The organism is Micromonospora sp. RL09-050-HVF-A (assembly GCF_019374995.1).
Classification (GTDB): domain Bacteria; phylum Actinomycetota; class Actinomycetes; order Mycobacteriales; family Micromonosporaceae; genus Micromonospora; species Micromonospora antibiotica.
The window spans coordinates 3582272-3603265 of the sequence record NZ_JAGKQP010000002.1; the positions used below are offsets into that span (position 1 = coordinate 3582272).

The 20994-nt window shown below is 72.0% G+C and carries 12 protein-coding genes and 4 pseudogenes; 5 read left to right on the forward strand and 11 right to left on the reverse strand.

The window, feature by feature from the left end; genetic code table 11:
• Entirely contained in the window at positions 1-1557 is a 1557-nt protein-coding gene (guaA, locus tag J7462_RS15465) for a glutamine-hydrolyzing GMP synthase (protein ID WP_219464686.1), read from the reverse strand.
• A gap of 68 nt (positions 1558-1625) precedes the next feature.
• A complete protein-coding gene (locus tag J7462_RS15470; RefSeq protein WP_219464688.1) occupies positions 1626-3335 on the reverse strand; it encodes an FAD-dependent oxidoreductase in 1710 nt (569 codons plus the stop codon).
• A gap of 123 nt (positions 3336-3458) precedes the next feature.
• Here J7462_RS15470 and J7462_RS15475 point away from each other — a divergent pair.
• A pseudogene (locus tag J7462_RS15475) lies at positions 3459-4576 on the forward strand (LCP family protein).
• An 81-nt stretch (positions 4577-4657) separates the two neighbouring features.
• On the opposite strand, the gene J7462_RS15480 reads toward J7462_RS15475, so the two are convergent.
• From J7462_RS15480 to guaB, 4 genes are all read right to left on the reverse strand, one after another.
• Positions 4658-5866 carry a hypothetical protein gene (locus J7462_RS15480; protein ID WP_219464690.1) on the reverse strand — a complete coding sequence of 403 codons (1209 nt, stop codon included), beginning with the start codon at positions 5864-5866 and terminating at the stop codon, positions 4658-4660.
• A 634-nt stretch (positions 5867-6500) separates the two neighbouring features.
• Positions 6501-7955 carry a M1 family metallopeptidase gene (locus J7462_RS15485; RefSeq protein ID WP_219470375.1) on the reverse strand — a complete coding sequence of 485 codons (1455 nt, stop codon included), beginning with the start codon at positions 7953-7955 and terminating at the stop codon, positions 6501-6503.
• Positions 7956-8090: 135 nt separating this feature from the next.
• On the reverse strand, positions 8091-9209 hold the full coding sequence (locus J7462_RS15490) for a GuaB3 family IMP dehydrogenase-related protein (protein ID WP_208567960.1): 1119 nt from the start codon (positions 9207-9209) through the stop codon (positions 8091-8093).
• A 29-nt stretch (positions 9210-9238) separates the two neighbouring features.
• Positions 9239-10801: an IMP dehydrogenase gene (guaB, locus tag J7462_RS15495; RefSeq protein ID WP_219464692.1), complete on the reverse strand. Its 1563-nt coding sequence runs from the start codon at positions 10799-10801 to the stop codon at positions 9239-9241.
• 195 nt (positions 10802-10996) lie between these two features.
• On the opposite strand from guaB, the gene J7462_RS15500 reads away from it, so the two are divergent.
• Positions 10997-11410: a DUF5319 domain-containing protein gene (locus J7462_RS15500; RefSeq protein ID WP_208567958.1), complete on the forward strand. Its 414-nt coding sequence runs from the start codon at positions 10997-10999 to the stop codon at positions 11408-11410.
• A 144-nt stretch (positions 11411-11554) separates the two neighbouring features.
• On the opposite strand, the pseudogene J7462_RS15505 reads toward J7462_RS15500, so the two are convergent.
• A pseudogene (locus J7462_RS15505) lies at positions 11555-12378 on the reverse strand (response regulator transcription factor).
• A 254-nt stretch (positions 12379-12632) separates the two neighbouring features.
• On the opposite strand from J7462_RS15505, the gene J7462_RS15510 reads away from it, so the two are divergent.
• Positions 12633-13016, forward strand: coding sequence for a WhiB family transcriptional regulator (locus J7462_RS15510; protein ID WP_208567956.1), 384 nt, complete (start codon positions 12633-12635; stop codon positions 13014-13016).
• Between the two features lie 243 nt (positions 13017-13259).
• Here J7462_RS15510 and J7462_RS15515 read toward each other — a convergent pair.
• The 4 genes and pseudogenes from J7462_RS15515 to groES all read right to left on the reverse strand — a co-directional run bounded on the left by J7462_RS15515 (position 13260) and on the right by groES (position 18860).
• Positions 13260-14710: pseudogene (locus tag J7462_RS15515) on the reverse strand (non-reducing end alpha-L-arabinofuranosidase family hydrolase).
• Between the two features lie 180 nt (positions 14711-14890).
• Positions 14891-16487 (reverse strand): annotated as a pseudogene (locus J7462_RS33320) (molybdopterin-dependent oxidoreductase).
• A 339-nt stretch (positions 16488-16826) separates the two neighbouring features.
• Entirely contained in the window at positions 16827-18473 is a 1647-nt protein-coding gene (gene groL, locus J7462_RS15525; RefSeq protein ID WP_208567953.1) for a chaperonin GroEL, read from the reverse strand.
• 72 nt (positions 18474-18545) lie between these two features.
• Positions 18546-18860 carry a co-chaperone GroES gene (groES, locus tag J7462_RS15530; RefSeq protein ID WP_084261531.1) on the reverse strand — a complete coding sequence of 105 codons (315 nt, stop codon included), beginning with the start codon at positions 18858-18860 and terminating at the stop codon, positions 18546-18548.
• A gap of 376 nt (positions 18861-19236) precedes the next feature.
• On the opposite strand from groES, the gene J7462_RS15535 reads away from it, so the two are divergent.
• Together J7462_RS15535 and ybaK are read left to right on the forward strand one after the other, a co-directional pair.
• The gene (locus tag J7462_RS15535) at positions 19237-20505 is read left to right on the forward strand and encodes a methyltransferase domain-containing protein (RefSeq protein ID WP_219464693.1); all 1269 of its coding nucleotides are present in this window, start codon (positions 19237-19239) and stop codon (positions 20503-20505) included.
• Positions 20506-20514: 9 nt separating this feature from the next.
• On the forward strand, positions 20515-20994 hold the full coding sequence (gene ybaK, locus J7462_RS15540; protein WP_219464694.1) for a Cys-tRNA(Pro) deacylase: 480 nt from the start codon (positions 20515-20517) through the stop codon (positions 20992-20994).

The following is a 20994-nucleotide window of genomic DNA, read 5'->3' on the forward strand; positions in this document are numbered from 1 at the left end:
TCACTCCCACTCGATGGTGCCCGGCGGCTTGCTGGTCACGTCCAGGACCACCCGGTTGACCTCGGCGACCTCGTTGGTGATCCGGGTGGAGATCCGGGCCACCACCTCGTAGGGCAGCCGGGACCAGTCGGCGGTCATCGCGTCCTCGCTGGAGACCGGGCGCAGCACCACGGGATGCCCGTAGCTGCGCCCGTCACCCTGCACCCCGACGCTGCGCACGTCGGCCAGGAGCACCACCGGGAACTGCCAGACACCCCGGTCCAGGCCGGCGGCCGTCAGCTCCTCCCGGGCGATCAGGTCGGCGTGGCGCAGCAGGTCGAGGCGCTCGCGGTCGACCGCGCCGATGATCCGGATGGCCAGCCCCGGCCCCGGGAACGGGTGCCGCCACACCATCGCCTCGGGCAGACCCAGCTGGAGCCCGAGCGCCCGGACCTCGTCCTTGAACAGCGTGCGCAGCGGCTCGACCAGGGCGAACTTCAGATCCTCCGGCAGGCCGCCGACGTTGTGGTGGCTCTTGATGTTGGCGGTGCCGGTGCCGCCACCGGACTCGACCACGTCCGGGTAGAGGGTGCCCTGCACCAGGAACTCGACGTCGCCGTGGGCGGCGATCTCCCGGGCGGCGGCCTCGAAGACCCGGATGAACTCCCGGCCGATGATCTTCCGCTTCTGCTCCGGGTCGGTCACCCCGGCCAACGCGCCGAGGAACCGGTCGGCCGCGTCGACCACCTTCAGCTTGATGCCGGTGGCCGCCACGTAGTCCTTCTCCACCTGCTCGGCCTCACCGGCGCGCAGCAGGCCGTGGTCGACGAAGACGCAGGTGAGCTGGTCCCCCACCGCCTCGTGGACCAGCGCGGCGGCGACCGCCGAGTCCACCCCGCCGGACAGGCCGCAGATGACCTCCTTGTCGCCGACCTGGGCCCGGATCCGGGCCACCTGCTCGTCGATGATGTTCTGCGGGGTCCAGGTTGGCGCGATGCCGGCGATGTCGTAGAGGAAGCGGCGGAGCATCTCCTGCCCCTGCGCGGTGTGCCCCACCTCCGGGTGGAACTGCACACCGGCCCGCCGACCGGCCAGGTCCTCGAAGGCGGCGACCGGGGCCCCGGCCGACTCGGCGGTCACCGTGAACCCGGCGGGGGCCTCGGTCACCGCGTCGCCGTGGCTCATCCAGACCGGCAGGTCCGCCGGCAGGTCCCGCAGCAGCACGCCCGGGTCGAGCAGCCGGGGACGCAGCGGGGTGCCGCCGTACTCCCGGTTGCCGGTCCGGGCGACCGTGCCGCCGAGCGCCTGGGCCATCGCCTGGAAGCCGTAGCAGATGCCGAAGACCGGCACGCCCGCGTCGAACAGCCCGGCGTCGATCTGCGGGGCGTCCGGGGCGTAGACGCTGGACGGGCCGCCGGACAGGATGATCGCGGCCGGGTCCTTCGCCAGCATCTCGACGACCGGCATGGAGTGCGGGACGATCTCCGAGTAGACCTTCGCCTCGCGCACCCGGCGCGCGATGAGCTGGGCGTACTGGGCTCCGAAGTCCACCACGAGGACTGGGCGAGGCGTGCTCATGTGCGCAAAGCCTACCGACAGTCACACCCGCCCCGGGCACGGGCCGCCCCCGGGCGTGCCGCACCCGGTCAGCGCGGCCCGTGACGCAGCGCGCCGGGGGCGTCCGCCGGCACCGCCGGGTGCCGCGGCACCACCGCACCCACCCGGGTGTACGCCGACCCGAGCGGCGGCCGTGGGTCCGGTTCGCCCTTGTTCGGCCAGTACGACATGGCCCGCTCCGCCTGCGCGGTGATCGTCAGCGACGGGTTCACCCCGAGGTTCGCCGAGACCGCTGCCCCGTCGACCACGTGCAGTCCCGGATGGCCGTGCACCCGGTGCCACGGGTCGATCACCCCGTCGGCCGGGCTGACCCCGATCACCGCACCGCCGAGGATGTGCGCGGTCATCGGGATGTCGAACGGTTCGGTGAGCGCCCCGCCGGGGGTGCCGCCGATCTCCTCGGCGAGCAGTCGGGCGGCCCGGTTGCCGGCCGGGATCCAGGTCGGGTTCGGGGTGCCGTGCCCCGGCCCGGAGACCAGCCGCCGCCGGCCCAGCCACCCCCGCCGCCAGCGGGTGGTCAGCGAGTTGTCGACCGACTGCATCACCAACGCGATGACCGTCCGCTCGGACCAGTGCCGCACCGAGAGCATCCGGACGGCCTGCCCCGGATGCCGGGCCAGGCCGACCAGCCAACGCCGGAGCCGGTGCGGGCCACCGTCGACCAGCAGCGACTGGAGCAGCCCCATCGCGTTGGCGCCCCGGCCGTAGCGGACCGGCTCGACGTGGGTCTGCGGGTCGGGGTGGAACGAGCTGGTGATCGCCACCCCGTCGGTGAAGTCCAGCCCCCGCAGCCGGGCCTGCCGCCGGCCGACCGAAGCGCCGAGGATCGCCTCCGAGTTGGTGCGGGTCAGCTCGCCGAGGCGGTCCGACAGGCGGGGCAGCACACCGGTCTGCTTCATCTCGTGCAGCAGCCGTTGGGTGCCGAGCGCACCGGCCGCGAAGACCACCTGGTCGGCCCGGAACACCTGGCGACGGCGGCGCAGCCAGGCGCCGGTCCGTACGGTGTGCACCCGGTAGCCGCCGTCGGCGGCCGGCTGGACGGCGGTGACCGTCGTCAGCGGGTGGACCCGCGCGCCGAGCCGTTCGGCCAGCCACAGGTAGTTCTTGACCAGGGTGTTCTTGGCACCGTGCCGGCAGCCGGTCATGCACGAACCGCAGTGCGTGCAGCCGGTGCGCTCCGGACCGGCCCCGCCGAAGTACGGGTCCGCCACGCGTCGACCGGGGTGGCCGAGGTGCACCCCCACCGGGGTGGGCCCGAAGGTGTGCCCCACCCCCATCCGCTCGGCCACCGCCCGCATCGCCCGGTCCGCGCCGGTGTGCCGGGGGTACGTGGTGACCCCGAGCATCCGGGCGGCCTGGTCGTAGTGGGGGGCGAGTTCGGCCCGCCAGTCGGTGACGTCGCGCCACTGCGGGTCGGTGTAGAAGGCGTCCGGCGGCTGGTAGAGGGTGTTCGCGTAGACCAGGGAGCCGCCGCCCACCCCGGCGCCGGAGAGCACCAGCACACCGCCGCCGTGCTTCCGGTCGGCCGGGCGGAGCAGGGTGAGCCGTTGCAGCCCGTAGCAGCCGAGCCGGGGTGCCCAGAGGAACCGGCGCAGCCGCCAGGAGGTCTGCGGGAACTCGTCGTCGGCGAACCGCCGGCCCGCCTCCAGCACCCCGACGGTGTAGCCCTTCTCGGCCAGCCGCAGCGCGGTGACGCTGCCGCCGAAGCCGGAGCCGATGACGAGCACGTCGTACCGCATGAACGCATCATTACCGGCGGGTAGCCATCGCGCCAGTGCCGGATTTCGCGCGATCATGCTGACCGTCGCCGACCGCAACCCGGGGGGCCGGTCGACGCGTTGTGCAGACGGGGGTGGCGAGCGATGACTCAGGAAACCGGAACGGGACGCCCACGATGGGTGTGGGGGCTGGCCGCCCTGGTCGGTGTCGTACTGGTGGCGGTGGTCGCCCTGGTGGTGACCCGGCAGGTCCGCGACGACGGGCCACGGCGTACGGCCGGGCCGGTCGCCACGACCGCCAGCCCCACACCGAGCCCCACCCCCAGCCCGACCCCGCCCCCGGCGCGGCCATCACCGGCCCGCTCAACCTGCTGCTGGTCGGGGTGGACACCCGGGTCAGCGTGCCCGGCTGGGAACCGCACGGCGACTCGGTGCTGATCCTGCACGTGCCGGCCGGGCTGGACCGGGCGTACCTCTTCTCGCTCCCCCGCGACCTGGTGGTCGACATCCCGGCGTTCCCCAAGTCGGGCTACCAGGGCGGCCGGACCAAGCTCACCCATGCCATGAGCTACGGCAGCCGGGTGCCGGGCAAGCCCAAGAACCCGAGCGCCGCCCAGGGGTACGAGCTGCTGCGCAGCACCGTCGCCGGGTACACCGGGCTGCGCTTCGACGCCGGTGCGGTGATCACCTTCAACGGCTTCGACCGGCTGGTCGACACCCTCGGCGGGGTGGACCTCTACGTCGACCAGCGGGTCCCCTCCCTGCACCGCCGACCGGACGGCAAGTACCGCGACCCGGCCCCCGGTGGGGGCGGGTACACCGGCCCGCAGATGGTCTACGAGAAGGGCGAGCGGCACCTCAACGGCTGGCAGGCGCTGGACTACGCCCGGCAGCGGTACATCACCGGCGGCGACTACGCCCGGCAGCGGCACCAGCAGCAACTCCTCCGGGCGCTGGCCGCCAAGATCCTCAGCGAGAACCTGGCCCGGGAACCCGACCGGGTGGACCAGGTGGTGGCGGCGCTCGGCGACACCCTGGTCTATGCCGGCGGCCCGCGCATCGTCGACCTGGCGTACGCGCTGGGTGGGATGAGCGCCGACCGGATCACCCTGGTCGGGCTGCCCGGCGACGGGGTGGGCAAGGGCAGCAGCTACCGGGGTGAGCAGCTCACCAGCGTCGGCAAGGGCTTCCTGCCCGCGCTCAAGGCCGGCAAGGCCGAAACCTACCTCGACGCCCACCCCGAACTGCGGGTGAAGAACTAGCCGTCCTTGACGCCCGCAGATCAGCCAGCCGACGGGGCACCGGTTCCTGTCATCCGAACAGTGCCACGGCCACACGAGGCATCATCGACAAGAGTTCTCACGAGCGGGATACAGTCCTTCCAATCCCACGCCACACTCCGCCGCGCCCCTCACACTCGTCGTCCTGAAGAGTTTGCCGTCGGGCCCGGTGACCGAGGTCTGACCACTTCGACCTTCGGACAACCAGGAAACCACCACTCTCCAGCTGCAGTCGCACTCTTCTGTCTCCGAAACGACTCTGAAGTTCTCCACTTCGGTAGCCGAAACCTGGTAGGGGAACTTGATGGGCTGCACAACATGGGGCGGCAGGTTCAGTTCCGGGTCGATCGCCTCGGGGCTGAAGTACGGTTTCACACGCGGCGGGCGCACATCAAGGTCTGCCTCCAGGCCGCGGAACTCGCCCGGATCTCCGCAGGGCACGTCCAGCAGGGTCCCGCTCATCGGCGGACGGCGTTCTTCGACGCGGACCTCCACGTTCGTGATGGTCACCGGTGCGGAGCTCGTGCCTCGGACCTGAAGGTCCACAATCCCGGGGGCCGCCGCAACCCCACCTTTCCCCGGGGGCCACTCCTCCCACCGATTCACCCTCTCGACATCGAGTGACACCGACCCGAGCTGTCGGGGTGTCACCGGCACCACCCAGTTCGACATGCAAGGTTGGGTGATCACTTCTGCAGCAACCTCGATCGGGTCCGCACCGGATGGGTCCGCCCCGTTAGCCCGCTTGGGGAGGTCGGGGAAGAACAGCAGAAGCAGCAACAGGCTGACCGAGGCGGATACGTTCACGCCCATCCAGAAGCCCTTCAGGCTTACGTGCTCCGCGCCGGGCCGCATCTCGATCGGCTCGTCATCGGGGGGCACCGCCACAGCGGGTCGACTCGGACGGAGGGCACCCGCCTCCTCGGCAACAGCCGGGGAACCCGCCACCCGCGGGGCGGTGGACAGCGCCTGCCGCTCCTTCATCCGCTGGAAGTCACGCCCCCACTGATCCAGATCCAGATCGTCGCGCTTCCCGATCCGGTAGCAGGCTTGGACGAACTCCTTGACGTTCGGCCAGGTAGGCCTGGTCTTCCCGTTAATCAAGTCGTTGTAAGTCGATCGACCTCCCGCCGCGTAGTCCGCAATCTCCTTGAAAGAAGGTTCTCCTACCGCACGCTTCAAATCCTTCAGCTTCTCGACGAATTCGGCTTCCGGATCAGCGCCTTGGGGTCCGCCCTGTTCCCGTCCCACGCTGCGATCGTGATGCGACACCCGCGCACTCTAACGCCCCCGGACCGGCTTTGACGGCGCTCGGTGCCCCGGACCCGACCCCTCATTCGCGTCCGGATCCCATCCGGCCTTCGTCCGGAGCCTTGCCGGACGCCCTGCCGGACGGCAACCGTGGTTGTCGAACCCCTGATCACCGGAGGAAAGACAACCATGAGGTCTACCCTCGACACCGCGGCCGACGCGGTCAGGCAGTCGCTACCCGAAGTGGCAGTCGTGCTCCAGGTCATCAACGGACTGACGACCCTGACCCGCCTTATCGGACTAGCCATTCGCCGTTTGCGCAACGGCCGACCCCCAGCGGATCGCCAGATCCCCGAATGACCGCTTCTTGGGCGACGGCACGGGCCGTCGCCCAAGAAGCACCGGTCGATGACATCGCGGCCTTGGCGATCCAGTGACGCGGACAAGTGAATACCGTGGCGTGACGCAAGGCGAGGCGGTCACACCTACAGACAGGATCCGTTCTTTCGGCTGGTCGTCGATTCGGGCCCGCACCCCAGGCCATCAGGTCCCTCGGGGAGCGCGACATCGGCACCACGATTGTCTCAGCCGCAACTATCGCCCAGGATCGGAGACGACCCGTCTGAGCCGCCCGCAGATTCGACAGCTCGGAGGGTCACCCTGCCCGGGTCGGGGGCGGGGGACGCTCGGTGCCGTACAACCAGGCGGCGAAGAGGTCGTCGAGCTGCTGCCCGCTGACCCGCTCGGCGGTCGCCACGAACTCGGCGGTGGTGGCGTTGCCGTTGCGCTTCTCCGCCGCCCAGGTCTTCAGCAGCCGGAAGAACGCGTCGTCGCCGACCGTCACCCGCAGCGCGTGCACCGCCATCCCGCCCCGCTGGTAGACCGACTCGCTGAACAGGTTGGCCGCCCCGGGCGCGGCCGGCGGCACCCGCCACACCGCGTCGTCGGCGGTGGTGTACTCCTGGTCGAAGGTGGCCTGCGCGGTGTTCCGGCCCTCGTGCTCGGCCCACAGCCACTCGGCGTACGTGGCCAGCCCCTCGTTGAGCCAGATGTCCGCCCAGCGGGCCACCGACACGCTGTCGCCGAACCACTGGTGGGCCAGCTCGTGCGCGACTACCCCGGTGTTCTCACCGCCCCGGAAGAAGTTGGCCGAGTAGACCGGCCGGCTCTGCGTCTCCAACGCGTACCTGATCCGGGGCTCGTCGACCACCACCCCGCCGTACGCCGCGAACGGGTACGGCCCGAAGACGCTCTCCAGGTAGTCGGCGACCGCCACGGTGCGGGCGATCGAACCGTCAGCGGCCCCCCGGGGCAGGCTGCTGGCGACCGCGCTGAACACCGGCCGGCCCTGGTGCTCGCCGGTGCTGGTGCGGTACTTCCCGATCACCACCGTGCTCAGGTAACTGGCCATCGGGGCGGCCTCCGACCAGCGCCACGTGGTGAAACCACCGGCCGCCAGACGTTGCCCCCCGGGCACCCCGTTGGCGACCGCGACCAGCCCCTTGGGCACGGTGATCTCGAAGTCGTAGGCGGCCTTGTCGGAGGGGTGGTCGTTGACCGGGAACCAGGTGCTCGCCGACTCGGGTTGGCCGAGCGCGACCGCGCCGTCGGCGGTGTGCAGCCAGCCACCCTCGCCGATCGTCTCGTTGCGCAGCGGCACCGGCCGGCCGTCGTACCCGACCTGGACGGTGAAGGCCGCCCCGGCACGGACCGGCGCGGCCGGGGTGACCACCAGCTCGGTCCCCTCGCGGGTGTGCCGGGCCGGGACGCCGTCCACGGTCACCCGACGCACCGTCAGCCCGGCCAGGTCGAGGTGGAACAGCGGCAGGTCGGCCCCCGCGGTGGCCCGGACGGTGGCGTCGCCGCGCAACTCGTCGCTGGCCGGGTCGTAGCGGACCTTGAGGGTGTACCGCTCGACGTCGTACCCGCTGTTGCCGGCGGTCGGGAAGTACGGGTCGCCCACGCCCGCCGGTCCGGGGGTCACGCTCGGGGTCGCCCCGGGCGTCGGGGCCGACCGGGATTCCCGCCGGGGTGCCGGGTCGGCGGTGCAGCCGGCCAGGGCGAGCGCCCCGGTGACGAGCAGCGCGAGCCCGCGCCGGTTCCGGCTGATGGCCACCTTCGTCCCCCGTTCACCGCCGCCGTCCGCGCAGCCTACCGAGCCGGCCGACCCCGCGTGCCCGCAACGCCTGACGACGGTACGGCCGGCCGGCCCACGACGGGACCGGCCGGCCGGGACGGACCCGGGTCAGCGGTCGAGGACCAGGCCGACCTTCTGGAACTCCTTGAGGTCGCGGTAGCCGCACTTGGCCATCGCCCGACGCAGCCCGCCGAAGAGGTTGAGCTGGCCGTCCGGCTCGTCGGCCGGGCCGAAGAGCAGCCGCTCCATCGAGCCGAGCGGCTCACCGGCCACCTCGAAGGCACCGCGCGGCAGCGACGGGTGGCTGGCCGCCGAGTGCCACCACGCCCCGCCGGCCGGGGCCTCCTCGCACAGCGACAGCGGCTCACCGAGCATCACCGCGTCCGCGCCGCAGCCGAGCGCCTTGGCGATGTCGCCGGAGGTCTGCATGTCACCGTCGGCGATGAGGTGCACGTAGCGTCCACCGGTCTCGTCGAGGTAGTCGCGGCGGGCCGCGGCGGCGTCGGCGATCGCGGTGGCCATCGGCACCCGGATGCCGAGCACCGACTCGCTGGTCGACCAGTCGTCGCCGCCGATGCCGACGATCACCCCGGCCGCACCGGTACGCATCAGGTGCAGCGCCGTCTTGTAGTCGGTGCAACCGCCCACGACCACCGGAAGGTCGAGGTCGGCGATGAACTCCTTGAGGTTCAGCGGCTCGTCGGTGGTCGAGACGTGCTCGGCCGAGACGATGGTGCCCTGGATGACCAGGATGTCGACGCCCGCGTCCAGGATCACCGGGGCCAACGCCAGGGTGTGCTGCGGGGAGACCCGGACGGCCACCGTGCTGCCACCGGCCCGCAGCTCACGGACCCGCTCGGCGATCAGGTCGGGGCGGATCGGCTCGGCGTAGACCTCCTGGAGCCGCTTGGTGGCCCGGGCGTCCTCCCCCAGACCGGCCAGCTCCTCCAGGACCTTGGCCGGGTTCTCGTACCGGGTCCACAGGCCCTCGACGTTGAGCACGCCCAGGCCGCCGAGCTGACCGAGCCGGACCGCCGAGGCGGGGCTCATGGTGGCGTCCGACGGGTGGCCGACACAGGGGATGTCGAACTGGTAGGCGTCGAGCTGCCAGCCGGTGGAGACGTCGTCGACGTCCCTGGTCCGGCGGCTGGGCACGATGGCGATGTCGTCCAGGTGGTAACCGCGCTGCGCGGTCTTGCCCAGCCCGATCTCGACCACGTCACGCATGAGGGACTCCAGGTGGTTGGGGTGGTGGGTCAGCGGGTGTGGTAGTTGGGGGCTTCGACGGTCATCTGGATGTCGTGCGGGTGGCTCTCCTTGAGCCCGGCCGCGGTGATCCGGATGAGCTGGCCCCGGTGGTGCAGGTCGGGGATGTTCTCCGCACCGGCGTACCCCATCGCCAGCCGCAGCCCACCGACCAACTGGTGGGCCACCCGGGACAGCGGCCCCCGGTAGGGCACCTGACCCTCCACGCCCTCCGGGACCAGCTTGTCGTCGCTGAGCACGTCCTGCTGGAAGTAGCGGTCCTTGCTGTACGACTTGGCCTGGCCCCGGGACTGCATCGCGCCCAGCGACCCCATCCCCCGGTACGCCTTGAACTGCTTGCCGTTGACGAAGATCAGCTCGCCGGGGCTCTCCTCACAGCCGGCCAGCAGGCTGCCGAGCATCACCGAGTCGGCACCGGCCACCAGGGCCTTGGCGATGTCGCCGGAATACTGGATGCCACCGTCGCCGATCACCGGGACGCCGGCCGGACGGGCGGCGCGGGCCGCCTCCATGATCGCGGTCACCTGCGGCACGCCGACCCCGGCGACGATCCGGGTGGTGCAGATGGCCCCCGGGCCGACACCCACCTTGACGCCGTCGGCACCGGCGTCGACCAGGGCCTTCGCCCCGGCGTACGTGGCCACGTTGCCGCCCACGATGTCGATCGTGACGTCGGCCTTGAGCCGGCGGACCATATCCAGCACGGCCCGCTGGTGACCGTGCGCGGTGTCCACGATCAGCACGTCGACGCCCGCGTCGACCAGGGTGCGGGCCCGCTTGTAGGCGTCCTCGCCGACCCCGATGGCGGCGGCGACCCGCAGCCGGCCGGCGTCGTCCTTGGTGGCCTCCGGGTACTGCTCGCTCTTGGTGAAGTCCTTCACGGTGATCAGGCCGCGCAGCCGCCCCGACTCGTCCACGATCGGCAGCTTCTCGACCTTGTGCTGGCGCAGCAGCGCCAGCGCGTCGTCCTTGCTCACCCCGACCGGGGCGGTGACCAGCGGCGTCCGGGTCATGATCGCGTGGACCGGGGTGGCCGGGTCGGAGACGAAGCGCATGTCCCGGTTGGTGACGATGCCGACCAGCTGACCGTCGCCGTCGACCACCGGGACGCCGGAGATGCGGTAGCGACCGCACAGCTCGTCGACCTCGCGCAGGGTGTCCTCGGGGCTGGCCGTCACCGGGTTGGTGATCATGCCGGACTCGGAGCGCTTGACCAGGTCGACCTGGAGCGCCTGGTCCTCCAGGGACAGATTGCGGTGCAGCACGCCGATGCCGCCCTGCCGGGCCATGGCGATCGCCATCCGGGCCTCGGTGACGGTGTCCATCGCGCTGGACAGCAGCGGGATGGTCAACTCGACGTTGCGGGTGAGCCGGGTGCGGGTGTTCACCCGACTGGGCACCACGTCCGACTCGCCCGGCTGGAGCAGCACGTCGTCGAAGGTCAGCCCGAGCGGCACCACCCGCGCCGACCCGGCGGGCAGCTCCGGCAGGTGGCCGCCCCACTCGCCGCTGTCGACGCCGGCCGGAAGATCGGTGCTGGGCGAATTCTCCACGATTGCTCCCCTGAGCTGCTCGGACGGGATTCAGCGAGGCGGCGCGCGCGGCACCGGCGCACGCCGGGGTGACGGCGAGTCGTCTCATCGTACCCACTGAGCTGGGCGGCCCTCGTCGGCGACCGGCCGGCGTCGGCGAGGCCACAGCGACCGCCGGGGGGCGCGTGCGGCGAGGGTTGGGTCTACGGTGAGGGGGTGCACGACGAGCCCATCGACCCGTTCAACGGCGACCCGGCCGATCCGGCTGCGGGGCTGGACGATCCGGGCGACGACGCCCCGCTCGACCCGCTGACCGAGGTCGAGCGGCAGGACGTGCTGGAAGACCTCGCCGACCTGGAGATCTACCAGGCCCTGCTGGCCCCGATCGGCGTACGCGGGTTGGTCATCGAGTGCGAGGACTGCCGCGAGCCGCACTACTTCGACTGGGACCTGCTCCGGGGCAACCTGCGGCACCTGCTCAGCTCGGGCCGCCCCCGGGTGCACGAGCCGGCCTACGACCCCGACCCGGACCACTACGTCACCTGGGACTACGCCCGTGGCTACGCCGACGGGGTGCACGACACCCTGACCGAGTCCACCGGCGACGACGACCCCGACCCGGACGACTGACCGGCACGACAGACGCCCAGGCACCCAGGCCGGCACTCTGACGACCAGGCCGGTACGACGCCCAGGCCCGCACGACGATCCGACGACCAGGCCGGCACGACGCCCAGGCGACACGACGGTCTGACGACCAGGCCGATGCAGCGCTCAGGCGACCAGGCCGGCGCGGAAGCCGGCGGCCACCGCGTGCGCCCGGTCCCGGGCACCGAGCTTGCGGAACAGCCGTCGGGCATGGGTCTTGACGGTGTCCTCCGAGACGAACAACTCCCGGCCGATCTCCGCGTTGCTCTTACCCTCGGCCATGCCGAGCAGCACCTGGAGTTCACGCTCGGTCAGCCCGACCGAGGTCCGCCCGCCGCGCGCGCCGGGGCCGGCCGGGATACCCCACCGGCCGGGCCCGCCTCGACCGGGCCGGTCTCCGGTTCCTCGTCGACCTCGTCGTCACCACGCTGCACGGGCACCACCGACGGCGCTCCGGGCGGCCCCTCGGCCGCCGCCTGCGACCAGCCCGCCGTCGGCGTACGGCCGGTGGTGGGTCGGGGTGGTGCACCGACCGCCGCGGTATCCCGGGCGGGGTCGGCGACCCGGTGCCGGGCGGGCCGGCCGGGTGCGGAGAGCAGCAGCAGTGCCTTGGCCACCGCGCTGGTCAGGTCGTGGTCGGCACCCTGGATCAGGCCGCGCGCCCCGGCGCTGATGGTGGCCGCTGCGGCCTCCGACTCCTCGACGCCGAGCAGCAGCACCGCGGCATGCGGTGCGCGGGCCAGCACCCGGCGGACGAAACCGGCGCTGTCCGGCCGGGTGAGCGCCGTGTCGGCGAGCACCACGTCGACCGGGCGTTCGGCGAGGCGCAGCATCACCTCGGGATCGGAGACGGCCGTCCGGACGACCGCAGCCAGGCCGAGTCGCGACGCCGCATTGGTCAACTGCTGCGCGGCGGCCGGTGTCCGGACGCATACGAGAACGGTACGCACGGTGGTCTCCTCTCCGGACACGAGCAGACCATGACGGGGTCCACCGGGGAGGAGGTTCCGGGCAATCCTCCGAACTTTTCCGACATTTGGGTCATAGGCCGCAGCCGGCTCGGGTTTTCGATCTCATCACGTGTGAGTCGACGCGGGTTCGGGTACCGATGCTCCAGGCCGGAAGGCGGTACGCAGCGCGGACCACAGCCCGGACACCGGTTCAACGAGGATCTCCGCGGTGCCGCGCGGGAGGAGGGGTGCTGATGTCGAACGTACGCAGACTGCCCGGACCCATCGTCGACCTGTGGGACTGGCAGCGTCTCGGTGCCTGCCGGGGCCGCGACAGCGCCCAGTTCTTCCACCCGGACGGCGAGCGCGGTTCTTCGCGGCTGCGCCGGGAGTCCGGCGCCAAGTCCGTCTGCCAGGCCTGCCCGGTACGCGCCGAGTGCGCGGCGCACGCCCTGGCGGTCCGCGAACCGTACGGCGTCTGGGGTGGGCTCAGCGAGTCGGAGCGGCTGCGGCTGCTCGCCCTCGGCTGGGAGGACCTGGCCGACCGCCGGCAGACCCGGGTGGACATCGCCCGGATGGAGGCCCGCCTCGGCGCTCCGCACAAGACCGCCGTACCGGCCCAGCACAAGATCGCCTGACCGACCCCACACCTCGACGAGGCCGCACTCCGATCTCCGGAGCGCGGCCTCGTCGTTTCCCCGGCCCCTGGTCCCGACGCCGGGCCGGCCGACATGCACGAAGAGCGGGGCGGGCCCGGCATCGCCGGACCCGCCCCTCATTCCACCCGATCCCGCTCCGAGCCGTCCTACGGCTCACCCGGTGCGGCGTACGCCGCCGGTCGCGGGAGTCAGGAACAGCGGGGTCCCACCTGCATCACACCGTCAGCGCTGCAGGGTCAGCAGACCCGGCCGGTACGGCAGGAGGCCGTAGTCACCGCCCGAGTTCGTGGCGCGGCCCTGGTACAGCAGCTGCAGGTTGCACGGGTCGATCGTGTTCGTCTGGTCCGCGCTGGTGCGCAGCAGTTCACCGTGACTGATGTCGTTGGTCCAGGTGGCACCGCTGTTGGTCTTGCCCGCGAACGGGTTGTTGTAGGTCGTCGCGTTCGGCGTCCAGGTGCCGCTCAGGCTGGTCGCCGTGAACGAGCGGAAGTAGCGCTCCCAGGAGCTGGTCCTGGCCTCGATGATCATCAGGTACTGGTTGCGGCCCGCGACCTTGTAGACCTGCGGTGCCTCGAAGATGTTCTCCGAGGTGTCGCTCATGATCGTCGTGTAGCTGGAGCCGAAGCTGCCCGGGAAGTTCCCGATCGGCATGATCTGGCGGTAGATCTTGCCGTTGTCACCGGCGAAGAACAGGTACATGTTCTGGTCGTCGCCGATGATCGTCTGGTCGATCACGCCGGTGCCGGAGTCGGTGATCTTCGCGGTCGACAGGGTCTGCGCGGCCGACCAGCCGTTGGCGTTGGCCGGGTTGGTCGACGTGCGGTACGAGAACGACGTCGGGCCCCACTGGTGGGCGAGGATCCAGATGTTCTTCGGCGCGAAGTAGAACAGCGACGGCGCGACGGTGCTCTGGCTCATGGTGTTCTGGCTGGCCGAGCCGAGCTGGTTGAGGTTGTCGACCAGGCCGAAGTTCATCGAACCCCAGCCGCCGGTGGCGCTGCTGCTGTGGGTGGTGGCGTACACCAACTGCTTGCCCTGGTAGGGGGCGATGGTGAAGTCCTTGAGTGACGCCCAGCCGGACTTCGGCTGCGCCAGCGGGCCGGTCGACGACCAGCGGTAGGACGTCGGCAGGGAGCAGTTGCCCGGCGGCGGGGTGGTCGGCGGAGGCGTGGTCGGCGGCGGGGTCGTGGGGGGCGGCGTGGTCGGCGGCGGGGTCGTGGGGGCGGGGTGGTCGGCGGCGGGGTGGTCGGGTTCGGGCCACCGTTGCAGGCCACCCCGTTGAGCGCGAAGCTCGTCGGGACGGGGTTGCTGGACGTCCACGCGCCGTTGAAACCGAACGACACCGAGCCGTTGGTCGGGATCGCGCCGTTGTAGCTGACGTTCTTGGCGGTCACCGCCGAGCCGCTCTGCGTCACGGTCGCGTTCCACGCCTGGGTCACCGACTGCCCGGAGGCGAAGGACCAGGTCAGCGTCCAACTGCTCAGCGCGTCACCCAGGTTGGTGATGGCGACGTTGGCCCCGAAGCCGCCACCCCACTCCGAGGAGACGGCGTAGTTCACCGAGCATCCCGCCGCCGCCGCGCCTGCGGGCAACGCGGTGACGATCGATGCCGACGCCAGCAACGCGACACCGGCCGAGATCAGGCCGACATTGGCCGATCTGGATCTGGACATAAAACACCCTCCTGACGGGACGGAACGTGCACATTGGTGGTGGTCGTTGTTAGGTGAACGTTAACAGTCGCATCAGGGATGTTACGGGAGCGCTCCCACAGCCTCAACCCTCGACACCGCGGAGGATTTTCCAGTAATCAACATATCGATCATGGCTGATGACCGAGAGGTGGTGCGGAATCAGCGGACGGTGACTGTGACACTGTGCCAACCGGTGGCGCCGTCCGGGGCCACCGGGGCGGCCAGCGGGGTCTGGGTCTCGCCGTCCCGGTCGGTCGCCCGCACCTGGAGGGTGTGCTCACCCGGGGTCGCCGGCCACCGCCACGACCACTGCACCCAGGTGTCCACCGACACCGCCGGGGCGAGGGTCGCCTCCTGCCACGCGCCGCCGTCCACCCGTACCTCGACCCGGGCGATCCCCCGGTGCTGCGCCCAGGCCACCCCGGCCACCACCACCTCACCGGCGGTCAGCCGGTTGCGCGGGCGGGGGGTGTCGATCCTCGACTGGGTCTTCACCGGCCCCTGCGCCGACCAGCCACGTGGCACCCAGTACGCGTCGAAGTCGGCGAAGCTGGTCAACTCCAACTCGGTGACCCACTTGCAGGCCGACACGTACCCGTAGAGGCCCGGCACCACCATCCGCACCGGGAACCCGTGCTCGACGGGCAGCGGCTCGCCGTTCATCCCCACCGCCAGCAGGGCGTCCCGGCCGTCGCGCAGCACCGCCGTCGGGGTACCGCAGGTCCAGCCGTCGACCGAGCGGCCGACCACCTGGTCGGCCCCCTCCTCCGGTTCCGCCTCGTCGAGCAGTTCCCTGATCGGGACGCCCAGCCAGCGGGCGTTGCCGATCAGGTCCCCGCCCACCTCGTTGGAGACGCAGGCGAGGGTGACGTAGCGCTCCACCATCGGGCGGGCGAGCAGCTCGGCGAAGGTCAGCTCGATCGGCTTGCGTACCCGGCCATGGATGCGCAACCGCCAGGTCTCCGGATCGACCTGCGGCACCACCAGCGCCGTGTCGATCCGGTAGAAGCCACCGTTCGGCGTGGTGTAGGGGGCGAGCTGGGCCAGCGACAGGTCCGCGCCGGCCGGCACCGTAGGCGCCGCCGCCGACGGGGTGGGCAACGCGACCGCCTCCCGGGCCGCCGAGACCCCCGCCGCCCGGCGAGCCAATGCCCGCCCAGCCCCACCACGGTCGCCGCGCCCGCCAGCAGGCCGGCCCCCGCAGGAACCGCCGCCGGGACTCGGGGTCGGTCGACTCCAACGGTTCCCAGCCGGCCGGTGGCCCGGCGGCCGGGGGATCGCCCGACCCGACGGACCGCTCCGCCGCAGGCCCCGGGGTCGGCTCGCCCATCGACGTGGCGGACGACCCGACGGCTGCGGGCCCCCCTGCGGCCGGGGACGGGGACACCTCCGCCGCCGGGGACGGCCCGACGGACGGAGCCGGCTCACCGGAAGGAGCCGGCGCGGGGTGAGCCGCCGCGGTGGATGGCAGGGTAGTGGCTGGCAGGGCGGTGGATGGCAGGGCGGTGGGTGGCTGCCAGGGCCAGGGGTCGAGCTGCCACGGGCCGGCCACGAACGCCCAGAGCACCAGCGCACCCAGCCCTCCGCCGAGCAGGGCCGGAAGGGTGTCGGCAGCGTCCGCGCCGGCCCGGGTGAGCGCGGCGGCGGCACCGAGACCGGCGAACACCGTGATGCCCAACAGCCCCACGGCCAGCCGGCGCGCGGCGAGCACACCGATCCCGGCGGCGAACGCCGCCAGCAGCACCGCCGTACCCACCAGCAGGGCGATCTTGTCGTACCGGCCGAAGACGTCGATGGCGAACTGCTTGAGCGGCTCGGGGACCGTGTCGACCACCACCCCGCCGACCGCGATCAGCGGGGCGGAACGTGGGCCGGTGAGGACGGCGACCGGCTCGGCGACACCGATGGCCACCACGGCGGCGGTGACCCCGGCCAGTGCGGCGAAGCCGCGGGGGGTGGTGCTCATCCGGCCAGTGTCGTCGATCGACCGGGCCGGCCGCCAACCACGTCACCGATCCGTAAGCAGCCGGCCCCGGACGCGTCAGGGCGCACCGCCGAGGTACGACGGTGCGCCCTGAACAGGCGTACTACCGGGTCAGAAACCCGGGCCGTGCTGGTGGCCGTGACCGTGGCCGTGGCCGTGCCCACCGGCGGCGGCCGGCTCCGGCTGCTCCGGCTTCTCCACCACGAGGCTCTCGGTGGTCAGCAGCAGACCGGCGATCGAGGCGGCGTTGGTGACCGCGTTACGGGTCACCTTCACCGGGTCGATGATGCCGGACTTGACCAGGTCGACGTACTCGCCCTTGGCGGCGTCGAGGCCGTGGCCCCACTCCTTGCCGGCGACCTTCTCGACCACCACGTAACCGTCGTGGCCGGCGTTCTGGGCGATCCAGCGCAGCGGCTCGACCAGCGACTTGCGCACGATCGAGACACCGACCTTCTCGTCACCGGTCAGGCCGAGGTCGTCGTCGAGCACCGAACGGATCTGGGCCAGCGCGGCGCCGCCGCCGGGAACCGTACCCTCCTCGACCGCGGCCTTGGTCGCGGCGATCGCGTCCTCGATGCGGTGCTTGCGCTCCTTCATCTCGACCTCGGTCGCCGCGCCCGCCTTGATGACCGCGATGCCACCGGAGAGCTTCGCCAGCCGCTCGGCCAGCTTCTCCCGGTCCCAGTCGGAGTCGGACGCCTCGATCTCCTTGCGGATCTGGGCGACCCGGTCGGCGACCTCGGCGGACTGGCCGCCGCCGTCGATGACGGTGGTGTTCTCCTTGTCGACCACGACGCGCCGGGCGGTGCCGAGCGCCTCCAGGCCGACCTGGTCGAGGCGGTAGCCCAGCTCCGGGGCGACCAGCTCGGCGCCGGTCAGGATCGCCATGTCCTGCAGCATCGCCTTGCGGCGGTCGCCGAAGCCCGGGGCCTTGACCGCGCAGACCTTGATGGTCTTGCGGATCGCGTTGACCACCAGGGTCGACAGCGCCTGGCCGTCGACGTCCTCGGCGACGATCAGCAGCGGCTTGCTGTTCTGGAGGACCTTCTCCAGCAGCGGCAGCAGCTCCTCGATCGCCGAGATCTTCTGCGTGGTGATGAGGATGTACGGGTCGTCCAGCACCGACTCCTGCGACTCGGAGTCGGTGACGAAGTTGGGCGAGATGAAGCCCTTGTCGAACTGGAGACCCTCGGTCACCTCCAGCTCGGTGGTGAGGGTGGAGCCCTCCTCGACGGTGATGACACCGTCGCGGCCGACCCGCTCCATCGCCTCGGCGATCAGCTCGCCGATGGTGGCGTCCTGCGCGGAGATCGTCGCCACGTGCGCGATCGACTCCTTGTCGGCCACCTCGACGGCCCGGCCGAGCAACGCCTCGGAGACCTTGGCGGCCGCCGCGTCGACGCCCCGCTTGAGGCCGGCCGGGTTGGCCCCGGCGGTCACGTTGCGCAGGCCCTCGCGCACCATCGCCTGGGCCAGCACGGTCGCGGTGGTGGTCCCGTCGCCGGCGACGTCGTTGGTCTTCGTCGCCACCTCCTTGACCAGCTGCGCGCCGAGGTTCTCGTACGGGTTGGTGAGCTCGATCTCCTTGGCGATGGTCACACCATCGTTGGTGATCGTCGGCGCACCGAATTTCTTGTCCAGGACGACGTTGCGCCCGCGCGGGCCGAGGGTGACCTTGACCGTGTCCGCGAGGGCGTTGACACCGTGCTCCAGCAGGTGTCGGGCGTCGTCCGAGAAGCTCAGGATCTTCGCCATGAATGTCCCTTCGAAGCGTCGTCGCCCCGGCCCGGCGAGCCGGACCGGGGCGACGACACTGGAATCGGTTGGTTACTTCTCGATGACCGCGAGAACGTCGCGGGCGGAGAGCACCAGGTACTCCTCGCCGGCGTACTTGATCTCGGTGCCGCCGTACTTCGAGTAGAGAACGGTGTCGCCGACCTTGACGTCGAGCGGCACGCGGTTGCCCTTGTCGTCGATCCGGCCCGGGCCGACGGCGAGGACGGTGCCCTCCTGCGGCTTCTCCTTGGCGGTGTCGGGGATCACGATGCCCGACGCCGTGGTGGTCTCAGCCTCGTTCGCCTGGACCACGATGCGGTCCTCGAGCGGCTTGATCGCAACCTTGGTCGCGGTAGTCACGGGCATACCCTCCTGGGGTACTTGGTTTCGTTGCCGGCCGAGAGTCCGACCAGCGTCAATCTGCCACATGCCACCGGGCGGGGCCGTCGTCGCGGGTGCCGGTCCGCCTGGCGTTCAGCACCCGGACCAGGTGGCCCGGACGCTGGCACCCTCAGGGTGAGAGTGCTAATCGCAGGTTATTCCTCGGCTAGCACTCCGTCAAGGAGAGTGCCAATCCGCCGCCCTTCGTGTCGACCGGGCGGTGCCCGACCCGACGGCGGCGATCCAGCGGTGCGGACACCGACCGGAGGCCGCGACACCGACCGGAGGCCGCGACACCGACCGGAGGCCGCGACACCGACCCGACCGAGTCGGCCCGCCGGCCGGGCCGGACAATGAGGGCGTGGATCTCGACCAGTTCGCCGCGCTGCGTACCCCCGAGGGGTCGGTCGTGCTCGCCGCGGCGACCGAGGTGGCCGGCGGCGACCCGCTGGTCGCGGCGGCGGCGCTGCGGTCGCGTGGGGTGCCCCCCGGGCTGGCCGCCGCCGCGCTGACCCAGGCCGAGCTGCGTCGCCGGGCGGTCGGCAAGTTCGGCCCCGAGGCGGCCGGGATGTTCCTCACCCGCCCCGGCCTGGAGCAGGCCACCCGTCGGGTCGTCGCCGACCGGCGGGCCGGGCGGCTCGCCGCCGCCGGGGTGCGCACCCTCGCCGACCTGGGCTGCGGCCTCGGCGCCGACGCGCTCGCCGCCGCCCGCGCCGGCATCCGGGTGTACGGGGTGGAGGCCGACCCGGTCACCGCCGCGCTCGCCGCCGCGAACGCCGAGGCGGCCGGCCTGGCCGGGCGGTTCACCGTCGAGTGCGGCGACGCGACGGCGTTCGACGTGACCCGGGTCGACGCGGTCTTCTGTGATCCGGCCCGACGGCGGGCCGGCACCGGACGACGGATCTTCGACCCGAACGCCTACTCGCCGCCGTGGGACTTCGTCACCGGGCTGGCCGGCAGGGTGCCGCACACGGTGGTGAAGGTGGCCCCCGGCGTCGACCACGCGTTGATCCCGGCCGGGGCCGAGGCGGAGTGGGTCAGCGTCGACGGGGACCTGGTCGAGGCGGCCCTCTGGGGCGGCCCGCTCGCCGAGGTGCCCCGCCGGGCGACCGTGCTGAGGGCGGGGACCGCCGACCGGCAGCGCCCGGCAGACGGTTCTCCCACCTGCCGTACCGCCGACCGCGATCCGGTCGCCGCCCACCAGTTGACCGGCACCGGTGCGGCCGAGGCCACGGTCGGACCGGTGCGGCGCTACCTGTACGACCCGGACCCGGCGGTGGTCCGGGCGCACCTGGTCGCGGAGCTGGCCGGCACGCTCGACGCGACGCTTGCCGATCCGAGCATCGCCTACCTCTACGCCGACGCCCCGCGGCCGACCCCGTTCGGCCGGTGCCTGGAGATCGTCGACGTGCTGCCGTTCTCGCTGAAGCGGCTGCGCGCACTGCTGCGGGAGCGCCGGGTCGGCCGGGTCGAGATCCTCAAGCGGGGCTCGGCGCTGGTGCCCGAACAGCTGCGCCGGGACCTGCGGCTGGCCGGAGAGAACCCGGCCAGCCTGGTGCTGACCCGGGTGGCCGGGGCACCGACGGTGCTGGTCGGTCGACCGGTCGCGGACGGGGCCGGGCCGGGCTAGCGTGACCGCATGGCGGGACGGTCCACCGCGGCGACGGCGCTGCTGACCAGGCAGAAGATCACCCACAGCATCCATCCGTACGAGGTCTCCCCGGATGCGCCCCACTACGGCGCGCTGGTCGCGGCGGCGCTCGGGGTGCCACCGCAGCGGGTGTTCAAGACCCTCGTCGCCGAGGTGGACGGGGCGCTGACGGTGGCGGTCGTCCCGGTCACCGGCGAGCTGGACCTCAAGGCGCTGTCGGCGGCGGTCGGTGGCAAACGGGCCACGTTGGCCGACCGGGCCGTCGCCGAGCGGAGCACCGGGTACGTGCGGGGCGGGATCAGTCCGCTCGGTCAACGGCGACGGTTGCCGACGGTGGTGGACGTCTCCGCGCTGGACCACGAGACCGTCTATGTCTCGGCGGGTCGTCGGGGTCTGCAGCTCCAGCTCGCCCCGACCGACCTGGTCGCCCTCACCGGGGCCGGTACCGCGCGGATCGCCACCCGCTGA

Bases quoted from the DNA above. Each gene is read 5' to 3' on its own strand.
- guaA (WP_219464686.1), bottom strand. From the start codon at position 1,557: ATGAGCACGCCTCGCCCAGTCCTCGTGGTGGACTTCGGAGCCCAGTAC.
- J7462_RS15470 (WP_219464688.1), bottom strand. From the start codon at position 3,335: ATGCGGTACGACGTGCTCGTCATCGGCTCCGGCTTCGGCGGCAGCGTC.
- J7462_RS15490 (WP_208567960.1), bottom strand. From the start codon at position 9,209: ATGCGTGACGTGGTCGAGATCGGGCTGGGCAAGACCGCGCAGCGCGGT.
- J7462_RS15510 (WP_208567956.1), top strand. From the start codon at position 12,633: ATGTCGAACGTACGCAGACTGCCCGGACCCATCGTCGACCTGTGGGAC.
- groL (WP_208567953.1), bottom strand. From the start codon at position 18,473: ATGGCGAAGATCCTGAGCTTCTCGGACGACGCCCGACACCTGCTGGAG.
- groES (WP_084261531.1), bottom strand. From the start codon at position 18,860: ATGCCCGTGACTACCGCGACCAAGGTTGCGATCAAGCCGCTCGAGGAC.
- ybaK (WP_219464694.1), top strand. From the start codon at position 20,515: ATGGCGGGACGGTCCACCGCGGCGACGGCGCTGCTGACCAGGCAGAAG.